This window comes from Geobacillus sp. JS12 (assembly GCF_001592395.1).
GTDB lineage: Bacteria > Bacillota > Bacilli > Bacillales > Anoxybacillaceae > Geobacillus > Geobacillus zalihae.
In genome coordinates this window covers 280,414-302,055 of record NZ_CP014749.1, presented here as the reverse complement: position 1 = coordinate 302,055, position 21,642 = coordinate 280,414, and the positions used below count along the sequence as shown (strand labels likewise).

Annotated in this window: 22 protein-coding genes and 2 pseudogenes; 9 read left to right on the top strand and 15 right to left on the bottom strand. The window is 52.5% G+C overall.

The genetic code is table 11. The features are described from left to right. Positions 1-95: 95 nt before the first annotated feature. Positions 96-506: a CotO family spore coat protein gene (locus A0V43_RS01595; RefSeq protein WP_063193775.1), complete on the bottom strand. Its 411-nt coding sequence runs from the start codon at positions 504-506 to the stop codon at positions 96-98. Between the two features lie 118 nt (positions 507-624). Next, a pseudogene (gene fabI / locus A0V43_RS01590) lies at positions 625-1,399 on the bottom strand (enoyl-ACP reductase FabI). Between the two features lie 198 nt (positions 1,400-1,597). On the opposite strand from fabI, the gene A0V43_RS01585 reads away from it, so the two are divergent. After that, positions 1,598-2,773: an FtsW/RodA/SpoVE family cell cycle protein gene (locus A0V43_RS01585; protein ID WP_033004719.1), complete on the top strand. Its 1,176-nt coding sequence runs from the start codon at positions 1,598-1,600 to the stop codon at positions 2,771-2,773. A gap of 202 nt (positions 2,774-2,975) precedes the next feature. Next, positions 2,976-3,713 carry a bis(5'-nucleosyl)-tetraphosphatase PrpE gene (prpE, locus tag A0V43_RS01580; RefSeq protein ID WP_015374167.1) on the top strand — a complete coding sequence of 246 codons (738 nt, stop codon included), beginning with the start codon at positions 2,976-2,978 and terminating at the stop codon, positions 3,711-3,713. Here prpE and A0V43_RS01575 read toward each other — a convergent pair. The 4 genes from A0V43_RS01575 to A0V43_RS01560 all read right to left on the bottom strand — a co-directional run bounded on the left by A0V43_RS01575 (position 3,710) and on the right by A0V43_RS01560 (position 6,733). Continuing rightward, complete coding sequence (locus A0V43_RS01575; protein ID WP_063192221.1) at positions 3,710-4,621, bottom strand: RluA family pseudouridine synthase; 912 nt, start codon at positions 4,619-4,621, stop codon at positions 3,710-3,712. The genes prpE and A0V43_RS01575 overlap by 4 nt on opposite strands. Before the next feature lie 156 nt (positions 4,622-4,777). Further along, positions 4,778-5,593, bottom strand: coding sequence for an NAD kinase (locus A0V43_RS01570; protein WP_011230331.1), 816 nt, complete (start codon positions 5,591-5,593; stop codon positions 4,778-4,780). Continuing rightward, positions 5,590-6,228, bottom strand: a complete 639-nt coding sequence (locus A0V43_RS01565) for a GTP diphosphokinase (protein ID WP_011230330.1) — start codon at positions 6,226-6,228, stop codon at positions 5,590-5,592. Before A0V43_RS01565 ends, A0V43_RS01570 begins: the two co-directional genes overlap by 4 nt. Before the next feature lie 127 nt (positions 6,229-6,355). Then, on the bottom strand, positions 6,356-6,733 hold the full coding sequence (locus A0V43_RS01560; RefSeq protein WP_015374165.1) for a UPF0738 family protein: 378 nt from the start codon (positions 6,731-6,733) through the stop codon (positions 6,356-6,358). Between the two features lie 135 nt (positions 6,734-6,868). Here A0V43_RS01560 and A0V43_RS01555 point away from each other — a divergent pair, with 135 nt between their 5' ends. The 5 genes and pseudogenes from A0V43_RS01555 to A0V43_RS01535 all read left to right on the top strand — a co-directional run bounded on the left by A0V43_RS01555 (position 6,869) and on the right by A0V43_RS01535 (position 10,106). Continuing rightward, positions 6,869-7,462 (top strand): CYTH domain-containing protein, encoded by a 594-nt coding sequence (locus A0V43_RS01555; RefSeq protein ID WP_063192220.1) that lies wholly within the window; start codon positions 6,869-6,871, stop codon positions 7,460-7,462. Further along, entirely contained in the window at positions 7,459-8,082 is a 624-nt protein-coding gene (locus A0V43_RS01550; RefSeq protein WP_063192219.1) for a lytic transglycosylase domain-containing protein, read from the top strand. The genes A0V43_RS01555 and A0V43_RS01550 overlap by 4 nt, the downstream gene beginning before the upstream one ends. Before the next feature lie 102 nt (positions 8,083-8,184). Beyond that, positions 8,185-8,597: pseudogene (locus A0V43_RS01545) on the top strand (globin domain-containing protein). Next, positions 8,590-9,483 (top strand): ClpXP adapter protein SpxH, encoded by an 894-nt coding sequence (spxH, locus tag A0V43_RS01540; RefSeq protein ID WP_011230325.1) that lies wholly within the window; start codon positions 8,590-8,592, stop codon positions 9,481-9,483. Before A0V43_RS01545 ends, spxH begins: the two are co-directional and overlap by 8 nt. A gap of 425 nt (positions 9,484-9,908) precedes the next feature. Beyond that, positions 9,909-10,106, top strand: coding sequence for a hypothetical protein (locus tag A0V43_RS01535; RefSeq protein ID WP_063192218.1), 198 nt, complete (start codon positions 9,909-9,911; stop codon positions 10,104-10,106). 13 nt (positions 10,107-10,119) lie between these two features. Here A0V43_RS01535 and pepF read toward each other — a convergent pair whose 3' ends face one another. The 4 genes from pepF to mecA form a co-directional block, all read right to left on the bottom strand. Beyond that, complete coding sequence (pepF, locus tag A0V43_RS01530; protein ID WP_063192217.1) at positions 10,120-11,943, bottom strand: oligoendopeptidase F; 1,824 nt, start codon at positions 11,941-11,943, stop codon at positions 10,120-10,122. A 9-nt stretch (positions 11,944-11,952) separates the two neighbouring features. Beyond that, positions 11,953-13,272 (bottom strand): competence protein CoiA, encoded by a 1,320-nt coding sequence (locus tag A0V43_RS01525; RefSeq protein WP_063192216.1) that lies wholly within the window; start codon positions 13,270-13,272, stop codon positions 11,953-11,955. Positions 13,273-13,459: 187 nt separating this feature from the next. Continuing rightward, positions 13,460-14,968, bottom strand: coding sequence for a cardiolipin synthase (gene cls / locus A0V43_RS01520; RefSeq protein WP_011230321.1), 1,509 nt, complete (start codon positions 14,966-14,968; stop codon positions 13,460-13,462). A 96-nt stretch (positions 14,969-15,064) separates the two neighbouring features. Further along, on the bottom strand, positions 15,065-15,745 hold the full coding sequence (gene mecA / locus A0V43_RS01515) for an adaptor protein MecA (RefSeq protein ID WP_020753707.1): 681 nt from the start codon (positions 15,743-15,745) through the stop codon (positions 15,065-15,067). A 210-nt stretch (positions 15,746-15,955) separates the two neighbouring features. Between mecA and A0V43_RS01510 the strand changes: the two genes are divergently transcribed. Further along, entirely contained in the window at positions 15,956-16,615 is a 660-nt protein-coding gene (locus tag A0V43_RS01510; RefSeq protein ID WP_014195176.1) for a TerC family protein, read from the top strand. Positions 16,616-16,665: 50 nt separating this feature from the next. Here the strand turns inward: A0V43_RS01510 and spxA are convergent, their stop codons facing one another. Continuing rightward, complete coding sequence (gene spxA, locus A0V43_RS01505; RefSeq protein WP_011230318.1) at positions 16,666-17,064, bottom strand: transcriptional regulator SpxA; 399 nt, start codon at positions 17,062-17,064, stop codon at positions 16,666-16,668. 302 nt (positions 17,065-17,366) lie between these two features. Between spxA and A0V43_RS01500 the strand changes: the two genes are divergently transcribed. Further along, a complete protein-coding gene (locus A0V43_RS01500; protein ID WP_011230317.1) occupies positions 17,367-17,549 on the top strand; it encodes a hypothetical protein in 183 nt (60 codons plus the stop codon). 88 nt (positions 17,550-17,637) lie between these two features. Here A0V43_RS01500 and A0V43_RS01495 read toward each other — a convergent pair whose 3' ends face one another. The 4 genes from A0V43_RS01495 to opp3b are packed head-to-tail and all read right to left on the bottom strand — an operon-like array spanning position 17,638 to position 21,597. Beyond that, positions 17,638-18,573, bottom strand: coding sequence for an ABC transporter ATP-binding protein (locus A0V43_RS01495; RefSeq protein WP_013523169.1), 936 nt, complete (start codon positions 18,571-18,573; stop codon positions 17,638-17,640). Continuing rightward, the gene (locus tag A0V43_RS01490; protein WP_063192215.1) at positions 18,566-19,627 is read right to left on the bottom strand and encodes an ABC transporter ATP-binding protein; all 1,062 of its coding nucleotides are present in this window, start codon (positions 19,625-19,627) and stop codon (positions 18,566-18,568) included. The genes A0V43_RS01495 and A0V43_RS01490 overlap by 8 nt, the downstream gene beginning before the upstream one ends. Positions 19,628-19,648: 21 nt before the next feature. Then, positions 19,649-20,671: an oligopeptide ABC transporter permease gene (gene opp3C / locus A0V43_RS01485; protein WP_013146073.1), complete on the bottom strand. Its 1,023-nt coding sequence runs from the start codon at positions 20,669-20,671 to the stop codon at positions 19,649-19,651. After that, a complete protein-coding gene (gene opp3b / locus A0V43_RS01480; RefSeq protein WP_011230313.1) occupies positions 20,668-21,597 on the bottom strand; it encodes an oligopeptide ABC transporter permease in 930 nt (309 codons plus the stop codon). The genes opp3C and opp3b overlap by 4 nt, the downstream gene beginning before the upstream one ends. Positions 21,598-21,642: the final 45 nt, after the last annotated feature.

Below are 21,642 nucleotides of genomic sequence, written 5' to 3'. Positions count from 1 at the left end.
ACTCCCACAGCAAATGAGGGAAACAAACCCTCATCATCCTTTCCTGGCGCCGCAACGCATTCAGGCAAAGATGCGTTTCAACGCAAGGAAATGCGTTACTGCACAAACCCGATCATCGTCACCGCGAGAAGCTGCGCGCGCCCGATGACCGTTTCGTTTCCCTGTTCATCGGCGATCGTCAACTCGGTCGCCGTGCACTTCTTTAATATGCCTTCATAGCTCTTATCCTTCATGACAAATTGGCATTTCAGCGGCGGCAAATGGCCGGGCAGCTCCGCCAAAAAGGCCAGCCGCTCGTCGAGCGCCATCGCTTGGAATTCTTTTTTGGCAAAAAATTCAGTCGGTTCCTCCTCGCCGCCTCGTTCATCGCTGGAACTCCCTTCCTCTTCCTGTTGCATTCGGCTAGTCCACATAAACGTTTCTTGCATATGCGCCGCCGCCCGCATCGCTTTTGGCTGCACAATGTAAAGCAACGGCTCCGTCTCCACAACGTTTTGTTTCCGCACGTCGATCCCCCTTTCCATGCTTGCCTTACCTTATATATGTATGCCCGTGATCTCAATAATTGCCCAAGTCAAGCAAAAAACAGCCGCTCCATCAACAGGAACGGCTGCTCGCACGTTTTTAATATCCTAAAATGTGGTATCCCGAGTCGACGTGAATAATTTCCCCGGTGATGCCGCGCGACAAGTCGCTGAACAAAAACAGCGCCGCATCGCCGACTTCTTCTTGGGTCGTCGTCCGGCGGAGCGGAGCGCGTTCTTCGATTTGCTTTAAAATCGAGTTGAAATCGCTCACCCCTTTGGCCGACAACGTGCGAATCGGTCCAGCGGAAATGGCATTGACGCGGATGCCGTATTTGCCTAAATCGTTCGCCAAATATTTCACGCTCGCATCAAGCGACGCTTTCGCCACACCCATAATGTTGTAGTTTTGCACGACGCGCTCGCCGCCTAAGTACGTGAGGGTGACGATGCTGCCCCTTCCGTCATCAGCTCTTTCGCCTCGCGCGCAACCGCGGTGAGCGAGTAGGCGCTGATGTTGTGGGCGAGCAAAAAGCCTTCGCGGCTTACGTTCATATACTCACCGCTCAAGTCTTCTTTATTGGCATAGGCGATGCAATGAGCGACGCCATGGATGACGCCGACTTGTTCTTTGATTTGCGCGAAACATTGAACGATGTCTTCGTCTTTTGCCACATCGCATGGCAGCAGAAGCGAACGTTCGTCCCCAAGCGTATCCACAAGCGCCCGCACCTCTTTTTCAAACCGCTCTCCGGCATACGTAAACACCAACCGAGCGCCGGCAGCGTGAAGCGAACGAGCAATGCCCCAGGCGATGCTTCGTTTGTTCGCCACCCCATCACGACATATGTACGTCCTTCCAACGATAAGACCATTCGTTCATCCTCCCAATTATCATTTATTCTTAGCACCAGGTGTTAATTCTATTATAGGCGATGCGGCAGTCGATGTAAATGCACGCTTCCCTTTTGCCTTCCGATTCCTTCATGCTGGCGGCGGTTTTTCCCACTTTGCAAAACCGGCGCGATTCGCTAATATGGTATATGGCACATTTGAATGGAGAGGATCGTTCCATGGATCATGATCGTTTTTCCAAATCGAAGCTTGATTACCATATGCTGTTCCTTTTATTCTTGATGGCGGTCGTCAGCGCCATCGCCATCCATAGCGCAGAACCGATGCTGCCGGAGAAACTGCAAAACGTCAACTTCGCTTCGAAACAGCTGCAATGGTACGCCATCGGCGCTGTCGTGATCGCCTTGACGATGATCATTGACTATGATCGGCTGTTTCAAATCGCTTGGTATTTGTATGGATTCGGGATGTTGCTGTTGCTTGGGCTGGAATTGAACGTCCCAGGATCCGTAACCATTAAGGGGGCGACGAGCTGGTATCATCTACCTGGAGGCAACTTTCAGCCATCCGAGCTGATGAAAATTTTTATGATCATCGTCCTAAGTCGCATCATCGTCAACCATCGGGAAAAATATCCCGAACCGACGATCAGCGATGATTTTAAATTGCTTGGCAAAATCGCTTTGACCGTCTTGCCGCCGCTCATTTTGCTCGCCAAACAGCCAGACATGGGCATGTCGATGGTGTTTATGGCCATCACCGCCACCTTGGTGCTCGTTTCCGGCATCCGCTGGCGCATCATTTTCGGCATTGTCTTTTCCGGTGTAACAATGGTGGCAGTCGTTGTGTTCATTTTCTTTTATTTTCCTGATTTCTTCCATAAATACATTATTAAAGAAGATTATCAGTTGAACCGGTTTTATGGCTGGCTGGCTCCATATGAATATTCCAACGAACAAGGCTTCCAGCTCATCCGTTCGCTCATGGCCATTGGGTCAGGGGAACTGTATGGGAAAGGATTGGGCAACTTACAAGTCTATTTGCCAGAGGCGCACACAGACTTTGTGTTTGGCGTCATCTCCGAACAGTTCGGATTTGTCGGCTCAAGCATCGTCGTGTCTCTCTTTTTCCTGCTCATTTATCGCATGATCCATATTGCCTTGGAGAGCAACGATTTATACGGCAGCTATTTATGCGCCGGCGTCGCGGGCATGATTACGTTCCAAGTGTTCCAAAACATTGGCATGACGATTGGACTTTTGCCGATCACGGGGTTGCCGCTTCCGTTCATCAGCTATGGAGGAAGCTCGCTGGCGACTTATATGCTGGCGATCGGCCTCGTCTTAAACGTTCATTCGCGAACGCGGAAGTTTATGTTCTCGAGCGATGAATAAAGCCGCTTGCTGCGTCCGCAGGCGGCTTTCTTTTGGCCTTCATCCCGGCCCAAGGCCCCTTCTTTGTTCCGCTCTCCGCCGCGGCCACTGCTTTTTGAACAGCGCCTTCGATGGGTAGGGCAAGGCTGCCTCATCTTTTCTTTTCCCTGTCGAACGGACATACTGGTAGTATAACGATTCGGGCTAGAAAGGAGCTCATCCTATGCAGGTGGACATCATCGGCGACATTCATGGCTGCTTCCGCGAATTCGCCGCATTGACAGAAACACTCGGCTACCATTGGGACGAAGGGGTGCCAATTCATCCCGACGGACGAAAGCTCGGCTTCGTCGGCGATTTGACCGACCGCGGTCCTGAATCGCTGAACATGATCGAGATCGTCTGCGCCCTTGTTGAGCGAAATTTGGCTTACTACGTGCCAGGCAACCATTGCAATAAGCTGTACCGCTTTTTTTTAGGACGAAACGTGCAAATCGCCCACGGGCTTGAGACGACGGTCGCGGAATATCGCGCCTTGCCTCCAAGCGAACAAGAGATGATCCGCCGCAAGTTCATCCGCCTGTATGAACAGGCTCCGCTGTATGCGGTGCTCGATGAGGGGCGCCTTGTCATCGCCCACGCCGGCATCCGTCACGACTATATCGGGCGGACGGACAAAAAAGTCAAGACGTTCGTCCTGTATGGGGACATCACCGGCGAAACGAACCCGGACGGGACGCCGGTGCGCCGCGACTGGGCGAAACGGTATCACGGCAGCGCATGGGTTGTATACGGCCACACGCCGGTCGAAAAACCGCGGTTTGTCGGGCGGACGGTCAACATCGACACCGGCTGCGTATTCGGCGGTGCGCTGACCGCCTTGCGCTATCCGGAAATGGAAACGGTATCCGTTCCTTCCTCGATGCCGTTCGTCCCGGAAAAATTCCGCACGTTCTCCTAATCAGCGCACCGTCTGCGCGTTGCCTCGAGGAGGAGTTCCATATCGTCAGGAAGCGGGGCGGAACATGTATACCAGCGCCCGGCAAACGGGTGAAAAAACGACAGCTGCCGGCTATGAAGCGCCTGGCGGCCGATCATCTCCCGGCTCCCGCCGTACAGTTCATCGCCGGCGAGCGGGTGGCCGAGATAAGCCAAATGGACGCGGATTTGGTGCGTGCGCCCCGTCTCCAGCCGGAGCGAAACGTATGTATAGCCATAAAGCCGCTCAAGTACACGAAAATGAGTGACAGCCGGCTTCCCGTCTTCCCGCACTTCGCGGGCAATGATGCTGTCGCTTTGGCGGCCGATGGGGGCGTCAATCGTCCCTTCATCCTCGACGATGACGCCATGGCAAATGGCCTCATACGTGCGCACAACGTGCCCTTTTTGCTGCAATGCCGACAACAAATGATGAACGTGGCGGTGCTTGGCGACGAGCACGAGCCCGGACGTGTCGCGGTCAAGCCGGGTGACGATATGGACGGTCGAGTCGAGCTGCTGCTTTCGATAATGGTGAAGCAAGCCATTGGCGAGCGTCCCGCCCGGATGGTGGCGCGACGGAATCGTCGCCAATCCCGCTGGTTTGTTGACAACAAGGACGTAATCGTCTTCATACAGAATGTCAAGCGGCATCGCTTCTGCGTCCATCCAATCGCTTGTCCGCTCCGGCGGAAAGACAACCGACAGCGTCTCGCCGGCGCGCAGCACATGGCGGACGGTGACGGGCCGACCGTCAACCAACAGCGCCCCGCCATGGAATTTAATATCGGTAAGCGCCGTCCGCGAAATGCCGTTCTCTTGCAAAAACTGGCGCAGCAGCTTTCCGTCGTGCTGTTCATCGATGGAAAAGGTCATGGTAAACGGCGGCAATGTTCGTCACCTTTCTGATCAAAAATCTCCGTCTTGCTCATCGTGTTCCATCCACTTTTCTTTGGCGCCGCGAAAACGGAATCGGCATCCGCGCCAAAAGACCATCACCTCGCCGCAAACAGGAAGCGTTGCCTAACCAAGGAGGCGTGCTTTCCCTCAGTCGGCGATAAACGAGTCGCGCACCCGCCGCCAAAACGGAAACGGCCGAAAGCGGGCGAAACGCACCTTTTCATCGGCCACCCGGCATTGAATCGACTTCACTTCTTTATGCAACAGTGACAAATGGTCGATCGTAATTTGAAAATCGACGTGGTTGACCGGCTTGAGTAAACACGTATGGTGCGCCGGCAGCACGAGCGGCGAACCGATTGTCCGAAACACGCGGTTGTTGATCGACGCCATCTCGGTCACTTGAATCGCCTCAAGCGAAGGATGCAAAATCGCGCCACCGAGCGCTTTATTGTAAGCCGTGCTGCCGGTCGGCGTCGAAATGCACAACCCGTCGCCGCGGAACCGCTCAAACAAGTCGCCGCGAATCTCGACATCCATCACGAGCGTCCCGCTGACGCACTTGACTGTGCATTCATTGAGCGCTAAATACTTTGCCTCGCTTCCGCCGTTGAGATAGCGGATCGTCACCTCAAGGAGCGGGTATTCGACCACTTGGTACGGCGTCTTGGCGATGGCGATGACGAGCTTTTCGAGTTCCTCCGGCACCCAGTCTGCGTAAAAGCCGAGATGGCCAGTATGGACTCCGACAAACGCCGTCTTGTCCAACCGATGGCAATAGCGATGGAACGCATACAACAGGGTTCCATCACCGCCAACCGAAATGACGAGATCAGGTTCCTCTTCATCGTAACGCAAGTCAAAGTCAAGCAAATACGTTTTCATTTTTTGCGCCAGAGCGTTTGATATGTCGTCGCCTTTGGACGTGATGGCGAACACGAGCGGCGCGTCCGTCCGTTTCATTGCCCTTCTCCTTTTGCTTCTTGTTTTCGAGAAAAAGCAGCCTGCGCTTCTTGAATTTCAAAGCGAATTTTCGACATCTCCTCATCGAGGCGATAGGCCGCCTCCGCGGCGCGCTGCAGCCGAACTTTGATATCTTCGGGGAAACGCCCGCTGTACTTATAGTTCAACGAATGCTCAATCGTCGCCCAAAAGTTCATCGCCAACGTTCGAATTTGAATCTCCGCCAAGATGTTTTTTTCACCGCGGATCGTCTGCACTGGATAGCGGATGACGACATGGTACGAGCGGTAGCCGCTCTCTTTTTTTTGCGTGATGTAATCGCGTTCTTCGACAATCGTAAAATCGTTGCGCTGGCGCAATAGCTCGACGACGGTCTTAATGTCATCGACAAACTGGCACATGATGCGCAGCCCCGCAATATCTTGCATCTCTTCCTCGAGACGGTCGAGCGGGATGTTTTTCTTTTGCGCCTTATCCAAAATGCTGGCAACTGGCTTCACCCGTCCGGTGACAAACTCAATCGGCGAGTGCGCTTCAATCATCTCGAATTGGGCGCGAATGCCCCTTAGCTTCACTTTCAGCTCCTCAACCGCCTGCTTATACGGGGCTAAAAACAAATCCCAATGGTTGACCATCGTACCACCTGCCTACATGTTTTCGATCTCCCGCGGCTTACGTCTCTTGCTGCTCGATGGAACCGCTCATCTGTCGAATTCACCGGGCCGCTCCCGATCCTAACGCGCCGGAAAGGGAACCCCCGGCTTATGGCTCAAAAAACACGTCTTGCACCGCCTGTTCAAGCGCCTCGCCATAGTTGGCGTTGCCGCGAATATTTTCAAGCAAATAAGACAGTTCATCGCGAAACTGTTCAAGCTCAAGCGTCCTCTCTCCACATCGAAGCCAGACCGGCTCCTTGGCGTCAAGCGCCGCCTTTAGCTCAGGCCACCACGGCTTCGGAATCATGACATATAGAAAGCGGTTATCGGTTTCCAAAATGTACGCAAACGCCAACGCATCCGAGTCGACAAGCATATGGCGTTTCGGCGTTACGCGGGCAAGCGGAACCGGAGCATCATTGACATACAGCCAAAGCCGGCCGCCTTCCCGCTCCGCCCGCTCGACGATCCATTTTTCGTTCATGTTTTCTCTCCTTCCGCATCAACCATCCGCCCTTTATTTTACCATATTCACCCTATACAGGCGAAATAATTGATATTCGCCGGAAAACAGCTGATAATAGAGGGAGACGACTATCCTGTCTGAAGGGGATTCACGATGCATCAAGAAATCGAAATCGAATTAAAAAACTTGTTAACAGCAGCGGAGTTTGCTGCCGTCCGCGCCGCCTTTCGCCTTGATGATGGCGCTTTCTTCCGCCAGGAAAACCATTACTTTGACACCCCGTCATTCGCCCTGAAAGAACGAGCGGCAGCGCTGCGCATCCGAGCGAAAGAGGGACGCCTGACCTTGACGCTGAAACAAACGCGGGCGGACGGGACCATTTTGGAAATCCATGAGCCGCTTTCGCTGTCTGAAGCAGAAGCGTTGCTTGCTGGTATAGCGGCGCCGCGCGGGGCGATCGCCGATTTGCTTGCAGAACTGGGCATCAACCCACACGAGGTGCGCTGCTTTGGCTCCCTTGTCACCGACCGAGCCGAATGGCCGTATGAAGGCGGCACGCTATGCCTTGACCATAACTGTTACTTGCAAAGCGAAGATTACGAACTTGAATATGAAGTGGATCACGTGGAAGCGGGTGAAAAGCGGTTTTTGCGCCTGCTTGAGGCGCTCGGCATCCCGCGCCGCCCGGCGCCAAACAAAATCGCCCGCTTTTACGCCCGCATGAAAGAAATGGAGGAAAGACGATGACCGTTTCGCCATTAAAGCTGCTCATCGAATGGCAGGCGCTCAATGCGTTCTCACCCGGACGCTCCAGCCTGTTGCCATCGCCGGTGCCATCCTTGTTTTCAAGCTTGCTTGCCGAATCTCTCAGCCGCGTGGAGGAATCCTCTGCCGAGGCGCCTCAAGCTGCCCTAAGCGGTCAGCCCCCGGCGCCCGCCGGCCATCGCAGCGCCCCGCTCGAACATGAAGCGGGTGCTGCAACCAACTCATCTTCTTCCATCGATGCTTTCATCGCGGCGGCAGCGGAAAAATACGATGTTGACCCGCAGCTCATCCGCGCCGTCATTCGCCATGAGTCAAATTTCCGTCCCGATGCGAAAAGCCCGGCTGGAGCGCTTGGACTCATGCAGCTCATGCCAAGCACGGCAAAAATGCTCGGCGTCCACAACCCGCTTGATCCGGCGCAAAACATCGACGGCGGCGTAAAATATTTGCGCCAGCTCCTTGACCGGTACAGCGGCAATATCACTCTCGCCTTAGCCGCCTACAACGCCGGGCCTGGGCACGTCGACCGCTATGGGGGCGTGCCCCCATTTGCCGAAACGCGGGCGTATGTCGAACGCGTGTTGAAAAGCTACCGCACATAAACGAGCGGTGCTCGAGTCACTTTGTTTGAGATCCATGCGTGCTGTTGATAAAATAGCAATCAAACGACAACGAATGATTTTCAAACAAAAGGAGCATCCGCGATGGGTGAACAATGGCAAACTCTTTATGAGGCGATCGGCGGAGAGGAGACGGTTGCGAAACTTGTCGAAGCATTTTACCGTCGCGTGGCCGCGCATCCGGACTTGCGGCCCATTTTCCCTGACGATTTGACGGAAACCGCCCGCAAGCAAAAACAGTTTTTAACACAATATTTAGGCGGCCCCCTCTTTACACGGCAGAGCATGGACACCCCATGCTGAGGGCGCGCCATCTCCGCTTTGAAATCACGCCGAAGCGGGCGGAAGCGTGGCTTGCCTGCATGCGGGCAGCCATGGACGAAATCGGCTTGTCCGGGCCGGCGCGCGAACAGTTTTATCACCGGCTCGTACTCACCGCCCATCATATGGTCAATACCCCAGATCATCTGGACAGAAAGGAGCATACCCTTGAGTGAGAAGTTTGCTGGGAAGACGACATCAACTTGCTACCCTTCCCAGCCGCTAGGCAACACGAACAAACCGCTCGAGCTGTATTTGTTTATCGATCCTTTATGCCCGGAATGCTGGGGGCTTGAACCAGTCATCAAAAAACTGACGATCGAATACGGCCGTTTTTTTACCTTAAGGCACATATTGAGCGGAACATGGGCGACATGGAGCGCGCGCAAAGGAACAAAGCCGGAGGCAATGGCGAAAGCGTGGGAGTGGGCGGCGAACCGCACCGGCATGTCATGCGACGGCAGCGTTTGGCTCGAAAACCCGATTTCGAGCCCGTTCGCCCCATCGCTCGCCATTAAAGCGGCGGAAATGCAAGGAAAGCGGGCTGGCCTTCGCTTTTTGCGCAAGCTGCAAGAACAGCTCTTTCTCGAAAAACAAAATGTCGCCGATTTGTCTGTGCTCGCCGAATGCGCCGTCAAAGCGGGCTTGGATGTCGATGAATTTTTGCGCGACATGCACTCGCCGGGAGCGGCGAAAGCGTTCCAATGCGATTTAAAAATCACCTCGGAAATGGACGTTGACGAAATTCCGACGCTTGTGTTGTTTAATGAAAACATTGAAGACGAAGGCATTAAAATTTCCGGATGCTATCCGTACGACATCTACGTCGAATTGATCGCTGAAATGCTCGGCTTCCATCCTGAACCGTCCTCTCCTCCTCCGCTGGAATCATTTTTAAGCCATTTTAAATTCGTCGCCACAAAGGAAGTTGCCGTTGTGTACAACTGGACGATCCAAGAAGCGGAAACGGAAATGAAAAAGCTGCAGCTAAAGCAAAAAGTGGAGCGGGTGCCCGTCAAACACGGAACATTTTGGCGCTATATCGATGATTCCCGTCCCTAAAAGCAGGGATGGGCGCAAGAAAAAGCCCGGCTGACGCCGGGCTTTTTCTTGTTGCCAAGACAACAAAGGGGATGGGAGAAATTGTTCACGGTCAAACAAAGGGGTATCAGGTTTTGTCTTCCGTTCACGTCTTTATCTTACCAAACGTCCAACCAAATTGGCAACCCGTTTGCTCGTTTGTTCACATTATTGTCATAATTCGCCCTGCGTCATGATCAGGCAGACAAACAGCATATAATCAACTAGGCTCTTCACCAAAAGTTGTACTTGATTTTTTCTGAACATACCCTATTTACGCTTGTGAAGGAAAATCAACAAATCAGTGATTTTTGCACATCTTTGTGCAGGAAACCGTATTGCTTGTCAAGTACATGTTGTGGTGAAGAGCCATCAACTAAAGCAAATGGGAAGAGGTGGCCATCGCCATGAAGCAGCGCATCGTCTTATCCTTTTGGGCGGCGGCATCCGCTGCCGCCTTTATTCTGAATTTGTTGGGCCTTATGCAGCTCCTTCCGCTTTGGGCGACCATGCCGCTTTTGTTCCTCTCCTTGCTTGGGTTGGTGGCGACATGGAACCGCCGCCATCAGTTTCGTGGATTTCCGTCCAAACGAGTGCGGCTGTAGCGCCGCATTCGTTTCATTTCTCAAGCAGCCGCTCCATCTCATCAAGCTTCTCCGCAAACACTTGGCACGCTTGGCGGATCGGCTCGGCGCTCGTCATGTCGACGCCGGCTTTTTTCAATACTTCAATCGGGTAATCAGAACTGCCGGCTTTTAAAAAGTCGATGTACCGTCTCACCGCCGGTTCGCCTTCTTCCAAAATTTGTTTGCTAAGTGCAGTCGCCGCGCTGAAGCCGGTTGCGTATTGGTACACATAGTAGTTGTAATAAAAATGCGGAATGCGCGCCCACTCGAGGCCGATTTCTTTGTCCACGACAATATCATCGCCAAAATACGTTTTATTTAAGTCGTAATAAAGGGACGTCAACGTCTCGGCCGTCAATGCCTCGCCTTGTTGCGCCTTCAAATGGATCAAATGCTCAAACTCCGCGAACATCGTCTGGCGAAAAACCGTGCCGCGGAACCCCTCAAGATAATGGTTGAGCAAATAGAGCCGCTTTTTCTCATCATCGATCGTTCTCAGCAAATAGTCGTTCAACAGCGCCTCATTGCATGTTGACGCCACTTCGGCGACGAAAATTGAATAATGCGCATACGGATACGGCTGCGTTTTGCGCGTATAGTAGCTGTGCACCGAATGGCCAAACTCATGCACAAGTGTAAACAAATTGTTCACATTGTCCTGCCAGTTGAGCAAAATGTACGGATGGGTGCCGTACGCTCCCGACGAATAGGCGCCGCTTCGCTTTCCTTTGTTTTCGCGCACATCGACCCAACGGTTGTCAAGACCTTCTTTCACGATCGCCACATATTCCTCGCCAAGCGGCGCGAGCCCTTCAAGCATATATTGCTTCGCTTCCTCGTACGTCACTTCCATTTTCACATCTTGGACAAGCGGCGTGTACAAGTCGTACATATGCAGCTCATCAAGCCCAAGCACTCGTTTGCGCAGCCGCACATACCGGTGCAGCAATGGCAAATGTTCATGAATCGTAGCAATTAGGTTGTCATAGACGCTCTCCGGAATGTTGTTGGCATCCAACGCCGCTTCCCGCGCCGAACGGTAGCGGCGGATGCGGGCGAAAAAGTTGTCTTTTTTCACCGTGCCGGCAAGCGTATTGGCGAACGTATTTTGAAACTTCTCATACGTATGGTATACGGCGTAAAACGCATCGCGGCGGACGCGGCGGTCCGTGCTTTCTAAAAAACGGATGAACCGGCCGTGCGTGACTTCGACTTCCTCGCCATTTTCATCGATGATCGTCGGAAACGTTAAATCAGCATTGTTCAGCGCGCTGAACGTATTGGATGTCGCCTGCATCACCTCGGCAGCCTGCGCCAAGATCGCCTCCTCTTCCGCCGACAGCACATGCGGGCGCTGGCGCGTAATCTCGTCTAACGCGTGCGCATACAAGCGAAGCGGCTCGTATTGTTCCAAAAACGAGCGCAGCACCGCTTCATCGATCGCCAAAATTTCCGGCACGATAAACGCCATCGCGCTCGATGCTTCGCTGTACAAGCTTTTCGCCCGGGCGTCGAGCCCTTGGTAAAACGAATTGGTCGTATCTTGATCATAGCGCATATGGGCGTATGTATACAGCTTGCCGAGGCGCATCGATACGTCATCTTGGCATTTCAGCGCTTCATACAACACTTCCGGCGATTCGCCAAGCCGCCCTTTGTATTCGCCAAGCTTTGGAATCATCGCCTTCACTTGTTTGAACTCTTCTTCCCAGGCGTCATCGGTGGGAAAAATGTCCTCAAGCCGCCACGTTTCTCCCACCGGAATCTCGCTTCGCAGCGGCAGCGATTTTTTCGCTTTCTTCTCCTCCACCGTCATCATTCCTCCTTATCTAAATGAATCGATACACGAATTATTATTCACCATTCTGTTCATCTTTTCCTGTTTTCTGCTCATTTTCTCCGTGTTTTGAAATTCAAGCGCCTCCCAATAGCGGCTAAGCGCTGGCGTTTGATGAATTTGCTCAAGAAGCGCAGCATCTTGATGAATCATCTGATCGACGGTCGACGGAAACGACAGCGGCTTCACCAAATGAAGCTGGTCGCCCTCTTCGCGGCGGAGATAGCCGAGCAGGCTCAACCAATGCAAATACTCGCCGACGGCCTCACGATACGTATCCCGGCCGACAAGCGGCAGCCGGCGCGGGGCGAGGCGGCCGGTGCGGATTTTGTCGTCGAGCCACTGAAATAAAGATACTGCCGTTGCCGGCCGTCCGGTCTTTCCAAGAAGAAACAAAAGGACATACGTTTGCCAAATGAACGGCGCCGTCTCCCATAAATACCCGCGCGGCACCGGCCAGCCTGCTTCGGTCGGAAACAGTGACGGAACGATGCCCGCCTGGTAAAAATCAGCACAAATGCGGCGCACGGTTTGGTTCGGATAAAGCGGAAACGTCCGCCGCCATTGTTTTTTTCGTTCGAGCCATCGTTCCCAAAACGTGGGTGAAAGCGGCAGCGGGCAGGGGGCCATCCAATCGGGGAACGAAAACGACGAAAGCGGAATCGAATCGACCGCAGCGAATGTTCGCTGCACCGATAGCGGCAACGGGCGAAAAAGGCGGATGAAGCGTTTCGTTTCTGGGCTGTAGTACCATATATGTGGAACGACTGAATGTGGAGCGCGATGGGCAAACAACCATTGAAACCGGGAGAGCTGCACTTCCCCCGAATATTTTGGCGAACGCCGCAAATGATGGGCTCCTAACACCCACAACGGGCGGATGCCGAGGCGACGGTAGCCGTCATTGCGTTCGCGAAACAGCGATTCATCGATCGTGGAACATTGGTATTCGAGGGCATAAAGGTGTGGGCCATGGCGGAACAATACGTCAGGACGCTGCTTGATGGCGGGCAAATACGGCTCGAGCTTCGCCTCCATGCCTTGACGAATGAGCCATGCGAATAAGTCTCGCTTCCCGGTTAAGTGACGCTCCGACTCCGGTTCGTGCTCAACCGGGCAGGCCGCCCCTTTTCGATGGGCGAAATGCGGCAAACGGTAGCGGCCCGACCGGAGCACCACTTCTTGACGGCACGCGGGACAAAAAAACGGTTCCTGTCGTTTCAGGCGCATCAGCCCCTCTCGTTCCCATCTTTCCGCCCCGGCAAGCGAAACCGTCCTGCCATCAGCTGAGAGAGCGACAAACAACATGATCACTTCCTTTCCAGTAAAAAATAGTTGTCTGTGAGCGGGAACAGCTGGAATTGTTCTCTGCTGCCCCCTTCACCGTCCGGTTCTTCCCTTTTATTCGTTGACCATCGCCGGTTTTCCTGCCCAAAGCCAAACTGCGCCGAAAAAAGTCCGCCGATTCGGCGGACTGGCGTTTACAAGCGGTTGGTTACAACAGAGGCGACAACAGCCGGGAGACCGATTCAGCGATACGCACCCGGAACGGGCGCTGTTGAAACTGTTCGTAGTCGATCATGGAAGCGTGGCGAAAATCTTCCAAAAAATCGCGGACGAGTTTATGAATGCTGTCGGTATAATACAAAAAGGCGTTCACTTCAAAGTTTAAATGGAAACTGCGCATATCCATGTTCGCCGTGCCGATCGAGGCGAGCTCGCCATCGACGACGATGACTTTGCTGTGTAAAAACCCTTTCTCATACTCGTAAATTTTCACCCCAGCCTCGAGCAGCTCGGGAAAATACGAGCGCGAAGCGTAAAAGACAATTTTTTTATCCGGACGCTTTGGCGCCAGCAGGCGAACATCGATGCCGCTTAACGCCGCCACTTTGAGCGCCGTCAAAATGTCTTCATCCGGCACAAAGTACGGCGAGGCAACCCAAATCGACCGTTTGGCCGACGTAATCATGGCAAAATACAGCTGTTTGATCACTTCCCACTTTTGGTCCGGACCGCCGGCAATGAGCTGCACCCCGCCTTGCCCTTCCTCGACGATGAGCGGCGGTGACAAATAGTCCGGCGTCAACAAGCGTTCTCCCGTCATGTAATACCAATCTTGCAAAAAAATGAGCTGGAGCGTCCGAACCGCCTCACCGCGGATCAATAAGTGCGTATCGCGCCAAAATCCGAAATATTTGTTTTTTCCTAAATACTCATCTCCGATGTTCAGCCCGCCGACAAAGCCGACGCCTCCATCGATGACAATGATCTTTCGGTGATTGCGGAAATTGATTTGGTTGCTTAAAAACGGGAGGCGCACTGGTGAAAACGGGATCATCTCGACTCCAGCCGCGCGCAGCTCCTCGATATAGGCGTTTGACAACTTCCAACTTCCAACGGCGTCGTACAAAAAACGGACGCGCACCCCTTGGCGCGCCTTTTCCATCAAGACGCGCTTCAACTGTTGGCCGATTTCATCATGACGGACGATATAATATTCTAAATGAATATGGTGTTCCGCTTTTTCCAGTTCAGCAAAAATAGAAGAAAATGTCTCCTCTCCGTTCGTCAACACTGCCGTCTGCGAGGCGAGTGAAACCGGATGCTGGCCAATGCGATAAGCAAGGCGCAAAAGCGGACGCTGATGGGGCGCCATCGGCAGCCGCTCGACGGCAATCGGCGACGGCTCTTGAAACTTGAGCAGCACCGCCTCATCAAAATCGGCTTTCTTTTTATAGCGCCGTTGTTGCCAATAGTTGCGTCCGAACAATAAATAAAACAAAAAGCCGACAATCGGAAAGCTCCCCAACACCGCCAGCCAAGCGATCGTCTGCGCCGGCTTTCGATTCTCAAGAGAAATGACCAGCGCAATAAAGATGACGGAACAAGACATCAATACGCTGAAAAGACCAAGCAGCTTCCCTTCCCAAAACCCGTTCGTCAATGCCAGCAACGCGCCGACAATGACGACGAGAATCGCCACTCTCGATGTGTTTCGCAACAAAACCCCTCCACCCGGCTCTTCATGATGGCCGTTTTTCTTCCGCTAACGTAGAAAACGCCGATTTCTGGCGGCGAAATCGGCGGAATGGAAACATTATGAGGCTGGAAAATACGTTTTGATCGTTTCGAGTGCATTGTCGCCCATAATTTCAGTCCCGTATTCTTCAAGTCGATAAATCGTCAGCTGGGAATCGCTTCCGTATTCCAACAGAAGGCTGAGCATATTGTCCACTTCCTGCTCGGTGTAGCGCTCGTCAAACTCCACGAACAAGTAATAGCGGCCTTCAAATTGGAACAGGCGGTTCGACAATCGAGAGAAGTCAGCGCGATGGGCCAAGGAAATGACATCCTCGATATCTTGGAACGAAAGGGTGAATTGAAGGACATCTTGCTCTTCTCTCTCCTCGGCGTCCCCGTTTTGACCAAAGTGGAAATGGTGGCCGAACAGCGATTCCACCTTTTCATCAGCTGACAGCGAAAACTCGCGCCATTTCTCTTCTGGAAGCGGCAGCTCGAGCTTGCTTCCGTCTTTGGACAACTGCGCTTTCGTCACGACGACTTCAAGCCCTTTTTCGAGCGCCTGCACTTGGATCCAAAGCGGACCATCGAGCGAAAAATCGCTTTCCCCATGAACTTCATCCATCATTTCCCAAAATAATTCTTCGCTTCGTTCCCGATTGTACCAAATTTCCTCGCGGTCAAAGCCGCGCTCCTCTATATCAACATAGGAAATGTAGAACTTCACCGTATGTTCATTGATGCGTTCGATTTCCATTTCTCAACTCTCCCTTCTAAAACAGAGAAATAAAAAAGGAAGGGATTGTGCCCCTGAAACTATTTAAATCAAAACTTATGATCTTGTACTTTTATTTTATGATAAAAAGCGAAAGAAGGGAAATAAAAAAACGCATTTTTAAAAATTGGTTATGAAACCGGCCATGCCCTACTATAATGATGATGAACACGGACGGAATGAGGGACGCCTATGGTGGATGAATACATCGTTTCCATCTTGCTGATTATCGGCATTGATGTCATTCTTGGCGGGGACAATGCGGTTGTCATTGCGCTAGCAAGCCGCAACTTGCCGGAACAAAAGCGGAATGTGGCCATCATTGTCGGCACCGCGCTGGCGATCGCTGTTCGCATTGTCTTGACGGTGGCCGTCGTTTGGCTGTTGACGATTCCGTTCTTGCAGCTCGCTGGAGGCGTCGTCCTCTTTTGGATCGCCTTGAAACTGATCGGGCAAAAAGACGAAAAACCGACTATGATCAAAGCCGAACCGTCGCTTTGGAAAGCCATCCAGACGATCGTCGCCGCCGATGTCGCCATGGGTCTTGACAACGTCATCGCCATCGCTGGAGCGGCTCAAGGCCATATCGGACTTGTTGTGTTCGGTTTTCTCTGTTCCGTTCCTATCATCATTTTAGGCAGCAAAATCATCCTTTATGCCATGGAACGGTTCCCGATTCTCATTTATGCCGGCGGCGCCCTCTTGGCGTACACCGCTGGAAAGATGATCGCTGCCGAAGAGCGGTTGCGCCCGTTTTACCCCCCGAATGGGGAGGCGCTGTTTCCAATGGCGGCGGCCGTTCTTGCCGTTTTGCTCGGCTTGGCGGCCCACCGCCGGTCGCGCGCCGCATAAAGCAAATGATAAAAAACTTCTACATGGCAGACCATGTAGAAGTTTTTTTATTACCCGTTCACCAGCCGCTGCGCTTCACGAAGCTGATACGCCCGCACTTTGCGCGGCAGAAAGCGGCGGATTTCATCTTCGTTGTAGCCGACTTGAAGCCGCTTTTCATCAATGATGATCGGCCGGCGCAAAATGCCTGGGTTTTTTTGAATGAGTTCGTACAAATCTTGCAGCGGCAGAGCTTCCAAGTTAATATTCAGCTTCTGGAATACTTTCGAACGAGTGGAAATGATCTCATCCGTCCCCGTTTCCGTCATCCGCAAAATCTCTTTAATCTCCTCGACCGTGAGCGGCTCGGAGAAAATATTGCGCTCGACATAAGGAATATTGTGCTTCTCGAGCCACGCCTTCGCCTTCCGGCATGACGTGCAGCTCGGTGATGTGTATAGCTTGACCACTTCGATCACTCCTTTTGACAAGGAATCCCTTGCTTCCCTCGTCCGTCAGACGACAGACGTGCACCGCTATGCCGGTTTGACGTCTGACAGCATAGCGACACGGCCTGGACGCCAGTCTGGCGATCAGCCGCTTTGCCAATCGTTTGCAAATTGAAATGACTTTAACATGATATATTATACAATACATCGGCCAAGAAAGATATAGTTTTTCGATGATAAATGCAATTTTCTTTCTTTCCTCTTCCAAAGTGAAGGCAAATCCTCTACAATCAAAGTAGAAAAGGAAAAGGGAGGAAGAACCGATGGCCGGCTATTTCATCGACTTTGCCATTGCTTCGGCATTGATCGTCGTCCTCACCGCATTGATGGGGAACATCAGCAACACGATCGGAGAGCGGATGTTCGGCCGAAACAAAAGTGGAAAGCATGTCGAGGCCTCTCGCCGCATCCAACAAGGATGGAAAGTCGTCGGAGGAAAAAAATAACGCGCCAAGACAGGCGCATAGGTGGGCGCCGCCTCTTTCACCGTTCGCATCATGCGGCGATGAAGGAGCGGCGCTCTTTTCTATTCTGCTAGGCATACATCGCCCGATACCGCTTATACTCTTCCTCTGAACAAAGCACAAAATGGCCAGGCGTAATTTCACGGAATTCAAGTTCCTCTCCATCTTTGTAGCCATGTTGCGCCGGATCGTAAACGATCCGCTTGCGCGTCCGCTCTGTTTCCGGATCAGGAAGCGGAATGGCCGACAAGAGCGCCTTCGTGTATGGGTGGATCGGATTGCGGTACAGCTCTTCCGATTCAGCGAGCTCGACCATTTTCCCGAAATACATGACGCCGATCCGGTCGCTGATGTATTTGACCATCGACAAGTCATGGGCAATAAACAAGTACGTCAACCCTTTTTCACGCTGCAGGCGCTTCAGCAAGTTGACGACTTGCGCCTGAATGGAAACGTCAAGCGCCGAAATCGGCTCATCGGCGATGATGAATTCCGGTTCGACCGCCAACGCCCGGGCGATGCCGATCCGCTGGCGCTGACCGCCGGAAAACTCATGCGGGTAGCGGCTCGCATGCTCGCGGTTCAAACCAACCGTCTCAAGCAATTCATACACGCGTTGCATCCGTTCTTCTTTCGTTTTCGCCAGCCCATGGATGTCGATGCCCTCAGCGATAATGTCCGCGACCGTCATCCGCGGATTCAACGACGCATACGGATCTTGGAAAATCATTTGCATTTTTCGGTTTAACTCTTTCAGCTCTTTTTTTGATTTTTTGCCGTGCACATTGACCCCGTTAAACAGCACTTCCCCGTCTGTCGCCTCATAGAGCCGAATGATCGTCCGCCCCGTTGTCGACTTGCCGCAGCCCGACTCGCCGACAAGGCCGAACGTTTCACCTTTATAAATGTCAAAGGTGACGCCGTCGACCGCTTTGACGACCTCGCCGCGGCCGGCTGGGAAGTATTGTTTTAAGTTTTTCACTTCAAGCAGCTTTTGTCTAGCCACGCGGTTTTCCTCCTTTCCGGGCGACGATGTCAGCAAACCGTTTCATCCGCTCGCGCACGATCGCCGGCGGTTCCACTTTCGGCGCCATTTCATGCAAGAGCCATGTCGCCGCATAGTGCGTATCAGACACTTGGAACATCGGCGGCTCGAGCTCGTAATCAATTTTGAGCGCATACGGATTGCGCGGCGCAAACGCATCGCCTTTTGGCGGATTTAACAAATCCGGCGGCGAACCCGGGATCGAATACAGCTCCGTATCTTTATGATCAAGGCTCGGCATCGAGGCCAGCAATCCCCACGTGTACGGATGTTTCGGATTGTAAAAAATTTCATCCACCGTGCCGATCTCCACGATTTTCCCGGCATACATCACGGCCACTCGGTCGGCCATGTTGGCGACAACCCCTAAATCATGGGTGATGAAAATAATCGACATGCCGAGCTTTTTCTGAATGTCTTTCATGAGCTCCAAAATTTGCGCCTGAATCGTCACATCAAGCGCTGTCGTCGGTTCATCGGCGATCAAAATTTTCGGATTGCACGCCAAGGCGATGGCGATGACAACACGCTGGCGCATCCCGCCGGAAAATTGGTGCGGGTATTGCTTCATGCGCAGCTCGGCGTTTTTAATGCCGACCAGCTGCAATAGTTCAATCGCCCGTTTGCGCGCTTCCTCTTTCGACAGCTTTTGATGCTTTAAAATCGCTTCCATAATTTGTTTCCCAATCGTCATCGTCGGATTGAGCGACGTCATCGGATCTTGGAAAATCATTGAAATTTTCGCACCGCGGATCGATTGCATTTCTTTCTCCGACAGCTTGGTCAAGTCTTTTCCTTCAAATAAAATTTCCCCTTGCTTAATCCGGCTCGGCGGTGTCGGCAACAGGCGCATCAACGCTTTTGAAGTCACTGATTTCCCAGACCCTGACTCGCCGACGATCGCCAGCGTTTCTCCCTTATACAAGTCGAACGTGACGCCGCGAACCGCCTGCACTTCACCGGCGTGGATGTCAAAGGAAATATGCAAATCGTTCACCTGCAAAATTTTCTCCATCGGTTTCACCCCTTCCGTCGGTTATTTGCGCATTTTCGGGTCAAGTGCATCGCGGATTCCGTCTGCCACCAAGTTGAAGCTTAAAATGAGCAAGCTGATGACAACGGCCGGAATAATCATTAAATGCGGATATGTTTGGATCGATTTGTATCCGTCATTGACAAGCGAGCCAAGCGACGCTTCCGGCGGACGGATGCCAAGGCCGATAAAGCTCAAAAACGCTTCGGTAAAGATGGCCGATGGAATCGTGAACATCGTCGTAATAATGATCGGGCCGATGACGTTCGGGATCAAATGTTTGAAAATGAGCCGTGATGTCGGCGCTCCGAGCGTCCTTGCCGCCAGCACGTATTCCATGTTCTTTAATTTCAACACTTGTCCGCGCACGATCCGCGCCATCGTCGTCCAACCGGTAATGACCATCGCCAACGTGATGGAAATGATTCCAGGCTCAAAAATCAAAATGAACAAAATGACCATAATTAAATACGGGATGCCGTTTAAAATTTCGATGATCCTCTGCATCACATTGTCGACGCGGCCGCCATAGTAGCCGGAAATGCCGCCGTACGCAATCCCGATCAATAAGTCGATCAACGCCGCCAGCAAACCAATGTAAAGTGAGATGCGCGTGCCATACCACGTTCTCACCCACAAGTCGCGTCCTAAGTCATCCGTGCCAAACCAATAGTACTCTTTCACGCCGCGCTGTTTATACACATCAACGCCGTTCGCATCCCGGCCGTCAAACGGAAGCCAATGAACATGCTCGAGCACCGGGATTTTCGGCGGAAGTTTCGCATGCCGCAAGTTTTGATCTTTATACGTCCGGTCGCTCGCCATCGGGGCGATGATCGCCATGAGCGTCAAAATGATAATCATCACGAGCCCGACGATCGCTGCCTTGTTTTCCCGAAGGCGAAGCCAAGCATCCTGCCAAAACGTCAAGCTTGGACGATTGATTTTTTCCTGCTCACCGACGTTCGGCGGGGCGGGCTGAAACCATTCCGGTGAAAGTTGTTCGTATTGTTGTTTCGCCATCATTTTTTCCCTCCCGCTAACCGGATGCGTGGGTCGACAACCCCGTACAACACATCAACGATAAAGACGGCCAAAATCAACAAGGCGGAATAAAACAACGTCGTTCCCATAATAACCGGGTAATCGTTCAGTTCAATCGAGCGGACAAACTGCTCTCCAAGACCAGGGACCGCAAACAGTTTCTCAATGACAAGCGTTCCTGTCATTAAATTGACGGTCATCGGTCCTAAAATGGTAATGACGGGGATAAGCGAGTTGCGGATGGCATGCTTGATGATAACCCCCGCCTGGCTGATCCCTTTCGCCCGAGCCGTCAAAATGTAGTCAGAGCTTAACACTTCCAGCATTTCCGTGCGCATAAAGCGGGCGATGCTGGCGATGACCCCGACAGACAGCGCCAATGTCGGGAGAATCGTATATTTGAAGCCTTCCCAAAAGGCGACCGGAAGCCATTGCAGTTTCACAGCGATAAAATATTGCAAAAACCCCCCTAACACAAACGACGGGATCGAGGCGCCCAACACCGCAATGACCGTAGCGGTGTAATCTTCCCAATGATTATGTCGAATCGCCGCGACAATTCCGAGAATCAACCCAACGATCGTCCCAAACACAATCGCCTGAAACCCGAGCTGGGCCGACGGGCCGATTCGATCGCTGATGAGCTCTGTCACGGGGCGGTTGTCATATTGGAACGATACCCCCAAGTCTCCTTTCAACAAATTCCCTAAATATTGAATGTATTGAACAGGCACGGGCTTATCCAATCCGTACTCTTTTAAAATAAGCGCCTTCTGTTCCGGCGTTAATTTCTCTTGGTTCTGAAGCGGCGAACCAGGCAACAGCTTCATTAAAAAGAACGTCAACGTCGCAATGATAAACAACGTGATGATCATATAAACGAACCGCTGAAGCGTATACCGCGCCATGACCGCACCTCCTCTGCTTTTCTTATAATCTTCGTTGTTTTTCGA